The sequence below is a fragment of the Calothrix sp. 336/3 genome, from assembly GCF_000734895.2.
Taxonomy (GTDB): domain Bacteria; phylum Cyanobacteriota; class Cyanobacteriia; order Cyanobacteriales; family Nostocaceae; genus 336-3.
The window spans coordinates 633,268-646,652 of sequence record NZ_CP011382.1 but is presented as its reverse complement, the minus strand read 5'-3'; the positions used below and the strand labels follow the sequence as shown (position 1 = coordinate 646,652).

General features: G+C 39.2%; 13 protein-coding genes. 7 read left to right on the top strand and 6 right to left on the bottom strand.

What is annotated here, in order from left to right:
- Positions 1-109: 109 nt before the first annotated feature.
- On the bottom strand, positions 110-328 hold the full coding sequence (locus IJ00_RS02590) for a hypothetical protein (RefSeq protein WP_035149785.1): 219 nt from the start codon (positions 326-328) through the stop codon (positions 110-112).
- A gap of 167 nt (positions 329-495) precedes the next feature.
- Between IJ00_RS02590 and IJ00_RS02585 the strand changes: the two genes are divergently transcribed.
- Together IJ00_RS02585 and IJ00_RS02580 are read left to right on the top strand one after the other, a co-directional pair.
- Complete coding sequence (locus IJ00_RS02585; protein ID WP_035149782.1) at positions 496-918, top strand: putative toxin-antitoxin system toxin component, PIN family; 423 nt, start codon at positions 496-498, stop codon at positions 916-918.
- A gap of 4 nt (positions 919-922) precedes the next feature.
- Positions 923-1,141, top strand: a complete 219-nt coding sequence (locus tag IJ00_RS02580) for a toxin-antitoxin system HicB family antitoxin (protein ID WP_035149780.1) — start codon at positions 923-925, stop codon at positions 1,139-1,141.
- 117 nt (positions 1,142-1,258) lie between these two features.
- Here IJ00_RS02580 and IJ00_RS02575 read toward each other — a convergent pair whose 3' ends face one another.
- The 3 genes from IJ00_RS02575 to IJ00_RS02565 all read right to left on the bottom strand — a co-directional run bounded on the left by IJ00_RS02575 (position 1,259) and on the right by IJ00_RS02565 (position 3,628).
- Positions 1,259-1,648, bottom strand: coding sequence for a PIN domain-containing protein (locus tag IJ00_RS02575; RefSeq protein ID WP_035149778.1), 390 nt, complete (start codon positions 1,646-1,648; stop codon positions 1,259-1,261).
- Entirely contained in the window at positions 1,635-1,880 is a 246-nt protein-coding gene (locus IJ00_RS02570; RefSeq protein ID WP_015199664.1) for an AbrB/MazE/SpoVT family DNA-binding domain-containing protein, read from the bottom strand. The genes IJ00_RS02575 and IJ00_RS02570 overlap by 14 nt, the downstream gene beginning before the upstream one ends.
- 350 nt (positions 1,881-2,230) lie before the next feature.
- Complete coding sequence (locus IJ00_RS02565; RefSeq protein WP_035149774.1) at positions 2,231-3,628, bottom strand: amidohydrolase; 1,398 nt, start codon at positions 3,626-3,628, stop codon at positions 2,231-2,233.
- 130 nt (positions 3,629-3,758) lie between these two features.
- On the opposite strand from IJ00_RS02565, the gene IJ00_RS02560 reads away from it, so the two are divergent.
- From IJ00_RS02560 to IJ00_RS02550, 3 genes are all read left to right on the top strand, one after another.
- Complete coding sequence (locus tag IJ00_RS02560) at positions 3,759-4,532, top strand: cysteine hydrolase family protein (protein ID WP_035149769.1); 774 nt, start codon at positions 3,759-3,761, stop codon at positions 4,530-4,532.
- A 77-nt stretch (positions 4,533-4,609) separates the two neighbouring features.
- Positions 4,610-5,050, top strand: a complete 441-nt coding sequence (locus IJ00_RS02555) for a cupin domain-containing protein (RefSeq protein WP_035149766.1) — start codon at positions 4,610-4,612, stop codon at positions 5,048-5,050.
- 778 nt (positions 5,051-5,828) lie between these two features.
- Positions 5,829-6,767, top strand: a complete 939-nt coding sequence (locus tag IJ00_RS02550; RefSeq protein WP_144415968.1) for a GNAT family N-acetyltransferase — start codon at positions 5,829-5,831, stop codon at positions 6,765-6,767.
- 73 nt (positions 6,768-6,840) lie between these two features.
- On the opposite strand, the gene IJ00_RS02545 is transcribed toward IJ00_RS02550, so the two are convergent.
- Positions 6,841-7,923 (bottom strand): glycosyltransferase family 4 protein, encoded by a 1,083-nt coding sequence (locus IJ00_RS02545; protein WP_035149761.1) that lies wholly within the window; start codon positions 7,921-7,923, stop codon positions 6,841-6,843.
- Between the two features lie 817 nt (positions 7,924-8,740).
- Positions 8,741-9,472, bottom strand: a complete 732-nt coding sequence (gene sfsA / locus IJ00_RS02540) for a DNA/RNA nuclease SfsA (RefSeq protein ID WP_035149759.1) — start codon at positions 9,470-9,472, stop codon at positions 8,741-8,743.
- Positions 9,473-9,645: 173 nt separating this feature from the next.
- Between sfsA and IJ00_RS02535 the strand changes: the two genes are divergently transcribed.
- Complete coding sequence (locus tag IJ00_RS02535) at positions 9,646-10,914, top strand: tetratricopeptide repeat protein (protein ID WP_035149756.1); 1,269 nt, start codon at positions 9,646-9,648, stop codon at positions 10,912-10,914.
- 760 nt (positions 10,915-11,674) lie between these two features.
- Positions 11,675-13,318: a cyclic peptide export ABC transporter gene (locus tag IJ00_RS02530; protein WP_035149753.1), complete on the top strand. Its 1,644-nt coding sequence runs from the start codon at positions 11,675-11,677 to the stop codon at positions 13,316-13,318.
- The last annotated feature ends 67 nt before the right edge of the window (positions 13,319-13,385 follow it).

Here is a 13,385-nt window from a genome sequence, read left to right as displayed (position 1 = left end):
ACGGTAAAATCTGATAACGGATATTGAGCCATACGTGCCGAAATATTGATGTAATCTTGCCCAGTTTGACGTTGAAGAATACTGAGATGATCTGTATCTAATAAATATTTCATACCTCGTCGGCTTGCACTTCGAGAATAGACTCATCCCCTTGACGGATTGCTTTCCCATAAGCAAGCACCTCTTCAAAAGCGGGCTCATCTTTAAAAGAGCCGGTGATTTTTTGTAACCAATTGGTTGTTTGGGGGGTCGATATTTGCTTTTGCAACTGGGCGATCGCAGATTCTACTGCTGCAAGCCGTTCTTCTAAAGAGATATTAGTTGCCATTTTAAGTTTCTTCTTTCAATCGACAGTCCAATTATACAGAAAATTTCTAGATCATCTTGATGTGTAAGGAATCAGCGATCGCGGTTTGTGGGAGTTGTGGGGAGTGTGATAACTTGCGCTGACTTGTCAGTTCGCATTTTTGATAGCGTATATGCTATCATACCTCCATGCCAATTAAGATTGTGATCGATACCAGCGTCTTTATTAGCGCTCTTATTGGCTCAAGCGGACCGAGTAGAGAACTAATTCGACGCTGTTTACAAGGGGAATATTTGCATTTGATGGGAAACGCTTTATTTTCTGAGTATGAATCAGTCATACAGCGTCCGGAAATTATAGCCAAATGTCCTTTAAGTCTCACAGAAATTTCTGCTTTGCTTGCTTCCTTAATGAGCGTCAGCCAATGGGTTTCTATTTACTACCTATGGCGACCAAATTTAAAAGATGAAGCTGACAATCACTTAATTGAGTTAGCTGTTGCTGGTAATGCAGAAATTATCGCTACTAACAACATCAAGGATTTTCAAAGTGCTGAATTACTATTTCCGAATTTATCAATATTAAAACCCGAAGAAATCATTAGGAGTTAAGAAAATGGGTACTTTAACTATCCGTTTACCAGATGACAAACACACAAGATTAAAAGAACTGGCTCAATCCAGGGGAATAAGTATCAATAAGCTAATTGAAGAATTATCTACCATCGCTTTAGCAGAATTTGATACCCATACTAGATTTAAAGTAATGGCTGCAACAGGAAACCGGGAAGAAGGCTTAAAAATATTGGCAAAACTTGACGATTTGACACAATAACAGCAACTTGATGTGCAAGAAATCAGCGATAGCGAAGCGCTGACTTGTCAGTTCGCATTATGTTTTTAAGGGTTTATGTGGGAGTGCAATAAGCCAGAGGTTTGACGCTTCGCGTTATTACGACAACAACTTAAATCCTTTATTATCTGCTAAATTTCGATCGAATGTTACGGTTTTGCTGCAACCCAATTGTTGTGCGATCGCACCAATCAAATAGTCAGAAAAATCAGCTTTTCCTTGCTGAAAACGGTGCAATGCTTGATAAACTACAGAGCTATTTTCTAACTCAAAAACTGGACATTGCAACATCATTTCTATAGTTTTACCAATTTCTGACCTACTGAATTCATAAGGCTTACCCCGCAAAACCCAAACCAATTCACACAGAACTATATTAGCAATAAAACATTGCTCTCCACCTTCGATAATTTCCACAGCTTTCTGCCACTGCTGCTCATCATCTTTAGTTAGGTAGCGCACTAAAATATTTGTATCAACTCCAATCACTTGAACCTTCTTTAATTGCTATTTCCATTTCTTCTAAAGTTGCGGTTTTCATTCCTGGACGATGCAAAATCCCGGATAAACTTTGAACAGGAACATTCAAAGGAATAAGTGTAACTATTCCATTTTCATCAATCACAAAATCAACCTTGCTACCTGTATCTATATTTAGGTAGTCTCTAATTTCTTTAGGAATAGTTACTTGTCCTTTTGTCGTGATGGTTGTGATAGCCATTACTTTAATTCCTTACTTTGTCTCCTTACTAAATCATACCATGGAGGGCGATACTCTGGAGGCTAGTCAGTTTGCATTTGTTGAATTTGTGGAGTTATGCGTTAGCGGAGCTTAACGGAGTTATTGCGTTTGTTTGTGTAAGTTTGAGATGGCGATCGCCTTTCTATATTCCAAACATTTCCTATATCTTCTGAATATTCATGCTAGGAAATTTATAACCAAAATTACTGCTATGGTATAAAGCCTGCCCTGAGTTGTCAGTTTACCATTGTTTTCGGAGGGGGGTTATGGTAAAGGATAATAGAAAAAATACCCTGTTCCCTGCTTTCTTTCCCCCACATCCTATGATTCTACAAACCCATAACAAATCGATAATGGGATTCAATTTCTGCTACGGTTGGTGATTTGCGTGTAGCTTGCCAATGACTATGATCAAATAATTGTTGTCGTAAATTATCCACATCTATAGTTTGGAATTTACCTTCAGCAATCACTTGTTTACCATTTACCCAAGCATGGGAGACTACATGACTAGGACGACCTAAAACTAACAAACCAATAGGGTCAGTACGGGGTAACAAAGATAAATTAGTTAAATCATACAATACTAAGTCTGCCTTTTTCCCCACAGTCACAGAACCTAATTCATCTGCTAAATTAATTCCCATGGCACCTCCCTGAGCAGCCATTTCTACCGCTTGACGGGGTGTAATCCAATGTAGATAATCTGCATCTGTAATATTGTGCAAAATCGAACCAATTTTTATCGCTTCTAGCAAATCTTGAGAATCATTACTGGATGCTCCATCGCAACCAAAAGATACATTCACCCCGGCTTGGCGATATTTTAAAATAGGGGCAATGCCACTACCTAAACGCAGGTTACTCAAGGGATTATGGACGACTGTGGAGCGAGTTGCTGCCAAAATTTCAATATCTTGTGCGGTGAGGTGGACACAATGAGCTAGGGATGTGCGGTAATCTAAATAACCTAGACGATGCAGGTGTTCCACGGCAGTACAACCATATTTTTCCTCTGCGAGTTTTTCCTGTGCTTTGGTTTCTAACAGGTGAGAGTGACGACAGAGGTTATATTTCTCACTCAACGCAATACAACCAGTAAACAAAGCATCGGAACAGAGTTGAATTCCCGTAGGAGCCACAGCAATGTAAATTCCAGCTTCGGGACGATGGAACTCTTGGGCTGCTGCCTCGATAATATCTAAAGTTGCCTGGGTAGAACGAAAATAGGGTGCGTGGGTTTGCTCTGTCTCTCCGGAGGGAATACCCGCAGTGAGGGATTCATCTTGAATCAGAGGTGCAATGACTGCACGTATACCCACTTCAGAATATGCACGTGCTGCTGTGGCGATCGCCTCTAATTCTTTACCAGGTATCAAAACCATGTGATCCACAACGCAAGTACCACCGGAAAGCAAGGTTTCTACCCCCGTACCCACAGCACTCAGATAGATTTTCTCCATATCTAGGGGGGCAAAATCGTAAAGTTCTGCCAACCATAATTCTAGGGGAAACATGGACATCAAACCCCGTTGCCACATTTCCGAGGAGTGGGTGTGAGCATTCACAAAACCTGGTAATAAAAGTTTATTTTCTGCCGGAATCGCCGTACCAATCACCTCTAAATTGCTGCCAACTGCGGTAATCAAACCATCTTGAATTTGGACATCAACCGTACTGTAGCCATCAGTTACGGGAATTAGAGCTTTTTGGAGAGTAAATTTCACAATGTTTAACCTTAAGTTAAGTATTTCAACTTATTTGAGGATTCTACGCTACAAGAATAAAAGCTGGTAGTTATTTGGGCAATCAGAGATTGAAAAGTTAATTTTTGTCTCTATATTTTTCTGGTGTTTTATGAACTCACCTCTGTACAAATTAGGTATTGCACCTAACGCTTGGGCGGTAAATGCATCCTTTGCAGATATTACCCGTCCTCCCATTCCTCCACAACCTGTGATCTTAACCACAGAAAGCAAAACTTTGCAGATTGATTTGGTAAGAACTGCCATAATTGTGATTGATATGCAAAATGACTTCTGTCACCCCCATGGCTGGTTAGCAGAAATTGGTGTTGATGTCGCCCCTGCTCGTACTCCCATTGCACCATTACAGACTTTATTGCCTGCTTTGCGAGTCCGAAATATACCAGTAATCTGGTTGAATTGGGGGAACCGCCCAGATTTAATGAATATTAGTGCGGGTATTCACCATGTATATAATCCTACGGGAGAAGGGATAGGTTTAGGCGATCCCCTACCAAAGAATGATGCACCAGTCTTGATGGCGGGTAGTTGGGCAGCTGCGGTGGTGGATGAGTTGGAACAGCAACCACAAGATATTTGTATAGATAAATACCGGATGAGTGGATTTTGGGATACTCCCTTGGATAGTATTTTACGAAATTTGGGCAGGACTACTATTTTATTTGCAGGAGTAAATGCCGATCAATGTGTAATGACAACTCTGTGTGATGCGAATTTTTTGGGTTATGACTGCATCTTGGTGAAAGATTGTACCGCAACCACATCCCCGGAATATTGTTGGTTGGCAACACTATATAACGTGCAGCAGTGTTTTGGATTTGTGACTGATTCTTCCAGGGTGCTAACTGCTTTAAATGACAGGTGAGAATTTATAAATCCCCATTACTCATTCCTCACTACTCACCACTTATTACTCATTACTCACCTCACCACTCATTCCCTATGTTCAACTGTTGCGTTATCCCTGTAATTAAATCTCCCAGAGATTATCAAGCCTATCGTATCAGTCCCCATGATACCAACCGTTTGGCAATTGTTTTCGATCCCGCGATCGCCAACACATCTCTAACTTGTTGTGTGGAAATTTTCGATGTTGGTGGTAAAACCCCACCTAATCGTCACCAGTTAGCAGTGGAAATGTTTTTCATTCTTCAGGGTGAAGGTAGGGCAATCTGTGATGGCAAAAGTATACCCATCAAAACAGGTGATAGTCTCTTAGTACCAGCCATGGGAACCCACGTGATTGAAAATACAGGTTCGGGGAGATTGTATGCTTTAACTGTGATGGTTCCCAATGAAGACTTTGCCGAATTAATTCGTAGCGGTACACCCGTAGAATTAGATGATGAAGATATGGCAGTTTTACAAAGGCTAGGAAGTTGAATTCAACTCGCTTATTTTTCTCAACCAGATTCCCGCATCTTTGTCAAAGGTGGAAGCCTGAGCTATTTGAATTGTTTACAAATACCATCAACTCTGAAAACCCCTAAGAATCTAATAGTTACAGATTTTTAATTCAACGTTACAAATATTTCTAAAAATCAAGACAAATATATAATCCAATATACAATTCTATGGGGGATGAAGACGATATATAATTCAGGGAACTCACTCAATTGTCGCTATTTCGCCTCAATCCCCAAAAGAAATTAGTGCTTATAAGAATCGTTAAGTCTGGACTCTTCTGTTTCTAAGCCGATCAAACGTGATAGAAATCGAATTATCTTTTTCATTACTAGTTCCTCAACGCATACAATACCTGATGTGTCTAACGGTAAGGTTAATATCGTTCAGCACACAACATATACCCAACATGATTGTCAGTACTTCCGGAAAGATATTTTTATTTTCTCAGAAAATAAAGCCGAAGTATACTGCATCCATCCTGGTAGGAATCTTTCAGGATAATTAAAGTTATAAATGTTTTCCTCTCTCTAAAGATAGATAGGATGAAAATCTCTACAAATGTTAACATTATCAATGGTTTGAGTCTGCTAAAAGCTATCTAAAAAGCAGCAATTACCAGTTCAAAAACTGAGAATTTATGAAAGAAGCTAATCAGCTAACATGGTATTGTGGATTGGTAAATTTGCTGAGATGATAAGCATAGAAAGTAAAATATTAGTATCAGTGTAAATTTAATATTTTTTTTATTATTTTTATGGATATTCGTAACTTACAGGCAGAAGAAATAGAACAAGCTGACTATATATTTCGGCTTGCCTTTGGTACTTTTATCGGATTACCTGAACCGACTCAATTTATGGGTGATGCTAGCTATATTCACCATCGTTGGAAAACAGAGCCAACAGGAGCTTTTGCAGCAATAATTAACGAACAGCTTGTAGGGACAAACTTAGCAACTAGATGGGGTAGTTTTGGATTTTTCGGTCCCCTGAGTGTACACCCTGACTACTGGAATCAAGGTATAGCACAAAATCTAGTTCAGGCTGTGATGGAGTATTTTGTGGAGTGGAATATAGACTATGCTGGCTTATTCACTTTTACCAATAGTCCCAAACACCATAGACTATATCAGAAATTTGGATTCTACCCCAGATTTTTGATTCCGGTAATGTCTAAATCTCTTCAGTTTGCTTCCAAAAGTCAGTTACAGTCTTGCAGATACAGACAACTTACAGAAACACAACGTCAGGAATCTCTCAAAGCTTGTTCTCAGTTAGCTGATACTATCTACCCAGGGTTAAATCTCACCCAGGAAATCACCGCTATCCAAGAGCAAAAATTAGGTGATACAATTTTACTGTGGGATGATCAAGGTTTGCTCGGATTCGCCCTTTGTCATTGTGGAGCGAATACGGAAGCAGGAAGCGATACTTGCTACATCAAATTTGCTACAGTTAGACCTGACCATCAGCAAAACTTTTCTTTTCAAGAATTACTTCAAGAATGCGAAGCTTTCACCCTTGAAAGTGGAATGGTAAAGCTTATCACTGGTATTAACACTAGCCATCATGATGCTTACTGTATCATGAATGACCGAGGATTTCGTGCAGAAGTCACCGGAGTTGCCATGCATAAGGATAATCAAGCCGGTTTTAGTCGGGATGATATTATTGCCTTATACGACTGGCGTTAAATTGACTGTGGTAAATTGAGAGAATCCCGACTTTTTGAGAAAGTCGAGACTCCAAACTAACTAGATTAATTATCTAGTTATACGCACCGGTAATTACTGCACTCCGTAAATGTCCATTCTTGATAAATTTGCCTTGCAAAATTTGTCGGTAAACAGCTTCATAACCGTCTGCCATTTGTTTGACACCAAAACGTTTCTCAACGTATTCTCGAACTTGATGACGGTTCAATTTCACTGCTAAATCAATTGCATGAATGCAGTCATCGATATTTTCGCAGATATAACCACTCTTACCATGGGCAATGACTTCTGCTGTAGAGCCTAAATTCATCCCAATCACGGGAGTTCCTGCTGCCATTGACTCTACCATAACTAACCCAAAGGGTTCACGCCAGGTGATAGGAAATAGAGTTGCCACTGCACCACCCATCAAAGCATTCTTTTGGGTATGATTTGCCTCTCCTAAATACTGGATTTGTTCCCCATCAATATAGGGTTTAATCTCTTGCTCAAAATATTCTACATCGACCACATCTACTTTACCCGCCATTTTTAACTGCCATCCCGATTTTTTGGCAATTTCGATGGCTAAATGGGGACCTTTTTCTGGGGAGATACGACCTAAAAATGCTAAGTAAGGAGTTGCGTCTGGTTGGGGGTAGAATTTGTGGCTATTAATATCAATGCCATTGTAAACCGTTGCCACACAATTTAATCCTAATCTTCCTTCCCGTTGAGCATCAGAAATACTCACATAGGGCTGATTTTTGGCATGGGTAAACATCTTTTCATTGTCTGGGGTAAAGATGCCATGGAGAGTATGAACTGTAGGTGTTTTCACCAGTCCGGCGTAGGGTAAAGCTGCACATCCCATATGGGAATGGATAATATCAAATTCCTGCGCTTTTTCATAGACACTGCTCAGTTGTAGCATCTCGTAGATACCGCATTCTTTCACAGTTGGATCGAGTCGCAGAGCGCGGGGATGAACTGATTCTAATTGAGCTAGGGTTGTGGAATCTCCTGATGCAAATAGAGTCACTTCATGTCCTCGACGTACCAGCTCATCTGTGAGTAATGCCACTACTAATTCTATCCCGCCATAGGCTGGTGGAGGAACAGTTTCCCATAGTGGTGCAATTTGAGCAATCCGCATTTTATTGAACTCCTAAAAAATTATCTAAATGCAGCTATATCCTGTGATGCATAGATGAAAGCTGCTTAGGGATATCAGACTTATTACAGCGATAAGGTTTGCAATAAGGAATCAAGGGAGAAAGATGAATGGTTGTCAAAGAATCTTTCATGCTATCCCTATTGTTTTATTTCTGGAAGAAGTCTGTTGTTTGATGGGAATTTTAGAGATAAATCTGCATTTTGAGTAATTATCTCTTGAGATAATGGTAGGTAAAATGTCATAATTTTTCTCTAAATCCGCAGCAAAGCGAGCTAATTACGTTTGAGTTTTAGCTGTGAGTGATATATGCAAACAGAGATATCACCTCAATTGAGATTCAGTTATTTTTGCTATTTAAAATGGGGCATAAATGAATTTGGTTTTCTATTGGGCAATAGGTTGTTGATTATGTCAATCACTTTTTCCCGAATATAAAGGTCAACTTCAAGGTATTTTATTTCTCCCCCCTATTATACCCTTAATTGTTCATTTGAGCTAGTAATTAGCTTGACACCTTAGAATATATAGCTTTCACCGAAGAATTTTTGTCTATCTAAAGTCTCAAAATATCAAATCCATAGTTTTAAATAGTCAAATTTTATTTAATGGGTTGTCTAAAAATCTACCTTAGGGTAGAGGATTTTAATCTATATTTTCTCGTATTTATGAAAACAATGGCAATTAAAACCATTAGTTAAGCTAATGGAAATAAGAGGAATTGCAAATAGTGAAATATTCATTTGGGTTGATGATGAAAGTTAAGATGACTGCTTATGTTAGGTTGAAGAAGTGAAGTTTATTCGCCAAGTTTTAGGGTTGCCAAACCTAAATAACGGATACCTTTTGGAGAAATTGCGAATCGGCAGGGTAATACTTCTAAACCTAATTGATATGCTTGTCTGAGGAGTGCTCCATACTTAGGGTCTGCCCTATCTCCGGGAGCAAATTCTGTGCAATCTTCTCGGTTGATAAAGTATAGCATGACGGCGCGAAATTTGGGTAATAATGCCATAAGTTCCCGTAAATGTTTTTGCCCTCGTGTAGTTTCTGTATCGGGAAATAAGGCTAAGTTTTTATCAGTCCAGGTAGTGTTTTTTACTTCTAGGTATATAGATTTTTGGCTGTCTGTGTTAGAAATAAGAAAATCTATGCGGCTTTTTTTATCTGCTCCATATACAACTTCTGGGCGAATATTTGTATAGGTTCCTAATTCTGGGAATAAATATTTTTCTAGGGCTAATTTAATAATTTTATTGGGGAGTGCAGTATTGACTCCTACCCAGGTGGGTTGATTGTCTGTGAGTTGAATTAATTCCCAGGTGTAGGGTAATTTGCGATTGGGATTGTCGCTCAAAGATAGCATAACTGGATTTCCGGGAATGTAGACACCAGTCATTGGTCCAGTGTTTGGACAATGGGCAGTCACGATTTCACCTGATTCTAATTCTACCTCAGCAAAGAAACGTTTATAACGGCGAATCAAAGTTCCGGGATAGAGAGTAGGGTAATGATAAATATAGTTATCCATGGATTAATGTTGTGGTTTGATTGGATTGATGGCTAACATTTGGAAGGGAATTGGATAGTTTTTTGGGTTTTGAAAAATCGATAAATGGGGGAGTAATCAGAAATTACCCACCAGAAAACTGAAGTATAAAGTATAAAGAAGAAAAATCTATTATTATCCTTGTTATCGTCAAAATGAATCACGAATCTTACAATAAAGGATTAGAGTTAGCCAAGCAACAAAATTTTGCTGAGGCGATCGCCCACTTTACCCAAGCCATTACAGAGGTTCCTAACTTTCCCGAAGGGTATCTGCGCCGAGGTCTAGCATACTATAATTCTGGTGACAATTTGCGAGCGATTGGTGATTATAACGAGGCGTTAAAGTTGAATCCGCAGTTTTTAGAAGCATACTACAGTCGAGGGCTGGCAAAACTGGCTTTAAAAAATTTGCCCGGAACCTTGGCTGATGCGGAGGCGGCAATTAGGATAAATTATAATTATGCTCCTGCCCATCAATTACGGGGGATAGTCAAGCGGAAATTGGGAAGTCTGCAAGAGGCGATCGCCAACTTCAAACAAGCAGCAGAATTGTATTTACAGCAAAAGGATAAGGAGGGTTGTCAAAGTTGTTTAGCAAGTATTAAACAGTTGCAATCCCCATCCCCGGTAACTACTGTTTCCCCAACTCCTACCAAACCTCTAATTTCTCCCCAGGAATATTTCACCCAATTACTCGACAAAGCGGAAAACGGGGATACTCACCAAGCCCTAGAAGATTTAAACTGGGCTTTAGGTATCGATTCCCAGGATGCTCAAGCTCTCTGCTGTCGAGGTGTGGTGTATTGTAAACAGGGAAAATATCAACAGGCGATCGCCGACTTTAACCAAGCACTGAGATTGAATTTTACTGATGTCATTGTCTATCGTAACCGAGGTCGAGCCAGATTAGCTCTGGGAGATCATCAAGGGGCGATCGCAGATTTTAATCAAGCTATCCAACTTCAACCCCAGGATACCTTAATTTACACTGCCCGTGGGCAAGCATACCACGCCATCGGCAATTATTTAGGAGCAATTCAAGATTACAGCCAAGCTCTACAAATTAACCCTGATGATGCCTCAGCGTACTACAATCGCGCTTTGACTCACACTTGTTTGGAAGAAATGCAAGCAGCAATTAGCGACTATCAAAAAGCTGCCAGTATTTACTGTGAAAAGGAAGATTGGGGTAACTATCAACAAGTTTTAAGCAGTTTAAATAAAATTCAATCCCTTGCCCCAGAAGTTAAAAAATCGCAACAAAATTTATTACGCCAACGGTTACAAAGAATGGTAGGAGGTTATTGGGAAATTGCAGCCAGATTAATTGAGCAAGCTAAATATAATTATCCCGGAATGCCAGAATCATGGTATATGGAAAAAGTTATTGCTGACTTGGAAAGAGAGCGGGGAAGAGAGTAGATTATCTGGACTTTACGAAAAATATTCCGTGAAATCAGCTAAAATACTTAACTGCCAGTGCTTATACTTGAATTAATCTTTTGTTGGCAATGAAGGAAGCAAATTTCTCATCTATGCTCCCTTGTTTTGAGAAGTGGTGCGCCAAATTTTTGGATAAACCGAACACTGTTTGGGTATCTGTGATAAAAAAGGAATCACGTTTACACCTCAAGATATTTTTCAACAAGCTGGGATACCCTAATCAGTAGTTAATGTCGCGTTGTTTTTTGTGGAGGTGCTTGTAAACTTGGTTCAGAGCGTTTACTAGCTAAGACTTTCAGCCTGTGATGTGTTTAAACCTTTGATGCTGTAAGGCGTTGAGCAACGAATCATCACACCCTTAAACAAGGCTCATAAGTGTAATCACTTCTACAAATAATAAGGAATATAAACTAAGATTAAGCTTTGTGGTTTTTTAATTAAAAAATAACCCTATCTTGATACTGTTAAGAAATCCTTAACCTCAAAAGGTTAGCCAAATATGAAAGACACTACAAATCCCAACAATATCGGTATATCTATACTTATGGGAGTTATGGTTTTGATAACCAGTGCAACTATCATTGTCATCATGAATATGTTTTAAGGTTCATTCCTGAGAATTTAGCAAAATAATTTTACCTTTCCCCTCCCAGCCACGAGAGGGATTTTTTTGTTGTACAGGCGATATTATTGATACTAAGTATATTTCTCATATTTGCGTTAATTTTCCCCAAATCTGATGAATCTCATATTATTTCTTCTCCAAGCTTCTTTTGTGCAAGTGATTATTGCTGTGATCACTGGTTTGATTAGCGGTAGTACGACAGCAAGACTCATTTCTTTAGTTAACCAGAGTATTAGTCAGGGGTTCGCATCAGGAAAATTTGCAGATGATTTACTGTGGCAGTTTGCTTTTCTGGTTTTGGTGGTTGTTGTGAGTGGAATCACTTCCCAGATTCTCTTAATTAATTTATCTCAAGGTGCTGTATACCGTTTACGATTGCGCTTTAGTCAGGAAATTTTATCTACACCCCTACGTCATTTAGAAGAATTGGGAGCCAATCGTTTATTAGCAACTCTTACCGATGATGTTACAACCTTATCAAATACGATTTTTGCCATTCCATTTATTTGCATTGACACATCGATTATTATTGGTTGTTTGATTTATTTAGCATGGTTATCTACACCTGTTTTTGCCTTTACCGCAGGCTTTTTGCTCCTATCAATTCTGACTGTGCAGCTACAAATTAAGAGAGGTAATCACTATTTTTTATTAGCTAGAGAAGAGCAGGATAACTTATTTAAAGATTTTCGGGCAATTACCGATGGCGTTAAAGAATTAAAATTAAACTCTGCTCGTCGGCAACAGTTTTTCTCAGAAGAATTACAACAAACTGCCGGAAAGTCTCGTGATTATAATATTTCTGCCTTACTCACCTACGCGATCGCCATGGGGTGGGGGAATTTATTACTGTTTACATTTATTGGCTTATTTCTCTTTCTTTTTCCTAGCTTGTTGAATATCTCACCATCCCTGCTCTCATCATATATTTTGACGATTATTTATATGATGCTACCATTGCAGACAATTTTGGAGCGTATTCAGGCGATCGCCAGAGCTGATGTCGCATTAAATAAAATCAGAACCCTAGGGTTAGCGATCGCAGCTCAACAGGAAAACAACTTAACACCCCTCTCTCCGATAAATCAAACTTGGCAAACCCTGGAGCTTAGACAAGTCACCCACAACTATCCCACAGAAACAGAAGATAGTAACTTTGTACTAGGAGCTTTAGATTTAACTTTCCATGGGGGAGAAATTATTTTTCTGATTGGTGGTAACGGTAGTGGTAAATCAACCCTGGCAAAAATCATTACAGGTTTGTATATTCCGGAACAGGGAGAAATTTTATTAGATAATACTCCCATTGATGATAAGAATCGTGAATGGTATCGGCAACACTTTTCTGTCGTCTTCAGTGATTACTTCCTCTTTGACAAGCTTCTGGGATTTACCAACACAGATTTAGATACAGAGGCAAAAAACTATTTACACCAACTAAACTTAGATAAGAAAGTCAAAGTAAGTGACGGTAAATTATCCACTACAGCCCTATCCCAAGGACAAAGAAAACGTTTAGCATTACTCACTGCCTACCTAGAAAATCGTCCTATCTATCTCTTTGATGAATGGGCTTCCGACCAAGACCCCATGTTTCGAGAAATATTCTACCAACAAATCTTAGCAAATCTCAAGGCACGGGGGAAAACCGTCTTCGTGATTAGTCATGATGACCATTATTTCCATATTGCCGATAGGATAATCAAGTTAGACTATGGGCAAATTGAATATGATCGGAGAAATCCAGGGAAATCCTAACCCCGCCACATGATGCTATAAGTAATGCCAAAGAAGTATTTCACCCCTTTGGCACCACCCATATATA

Excerpts from the sequence above, each read along its gene's own strand:
- IJ00_RS02590 (WP_035149785.1), bottom strand. The coding sequence starts at position 328 with ATGGCAACTAATATCTCTTTAGAAGAACGGCTTGCAGCAGTAGAATCT.
- IJ00_RS02585 (WP_035149782.1), top strand. The coding sequence starts at position 496 with ATGCCAATTAAGATTGTGATCGATACCAGCGTCTTTATTAGCGCTCTT.
- IJ00_RS02580 (WP_035149780.1), top strand. The coding sequence starts at position 923 with ATGGGTACTTTAACTATCCGTTTACCAGATGACAAACACACAAGATTA.
- IJ00_RS02570 (WP_015199664.1), bottom strand. The coding sequence starts at position 1,880 with ATGGCTATCACAACCATCACGACAAAAGGACAAGTAACTATTCCTAAA.
- IJ00_RS02560 (WP_035149769.1), top strand. The coding sequence starts at position 3,759 with ATGAACTCACCTCTGTACAAATTAGGTATTGCACCTAACGCTTGGGCG.
- IJ00_RS02555 (WP_035149766.1), top strand. The coding sequence starts at position 4,610 with ATGTTCAACTGTTGCGTTATCCCTGTAATTAAATCTCCCAGAGATTAT.
- IJ00_RS02550 (WP_144415968.1), top strand. The coding sequence starts at position 5,829 with ATGGATATTCGTAACTTACAGGCAGAAGAAATAGAACAAGCTGACTAT.
- IJ00_RS02545 (WP_035149761.1), bottom strand. The coding sequence starts at position 7,923 with ATGCGGATTGCTCAAATTGCACCACTATGGGAAACTGTTCCTCCACCA.
- sfsA (WP_035149759.1), bottom strand. The coding sequence starts at position 9,472 with ATGGATAACTATATTTATCATTACCCTACTCTCTATCCCGGAACTTTG.
- IJ00_RS02535 (WP_035149756.1), top strand. The coding sequence starts at position 9,646 with ATGAATCACGAATCTTACAATAAAGGATTAGAGTTAGCCAAGCAACAA.
- IJ00_RS02530 (WP_035149753.1), top strand. The coding sequence starts at position 11,675 with ATGAATCTCATATTATTTCTTCTCCAAGCTTCTTTTGTGCAAGTGATT.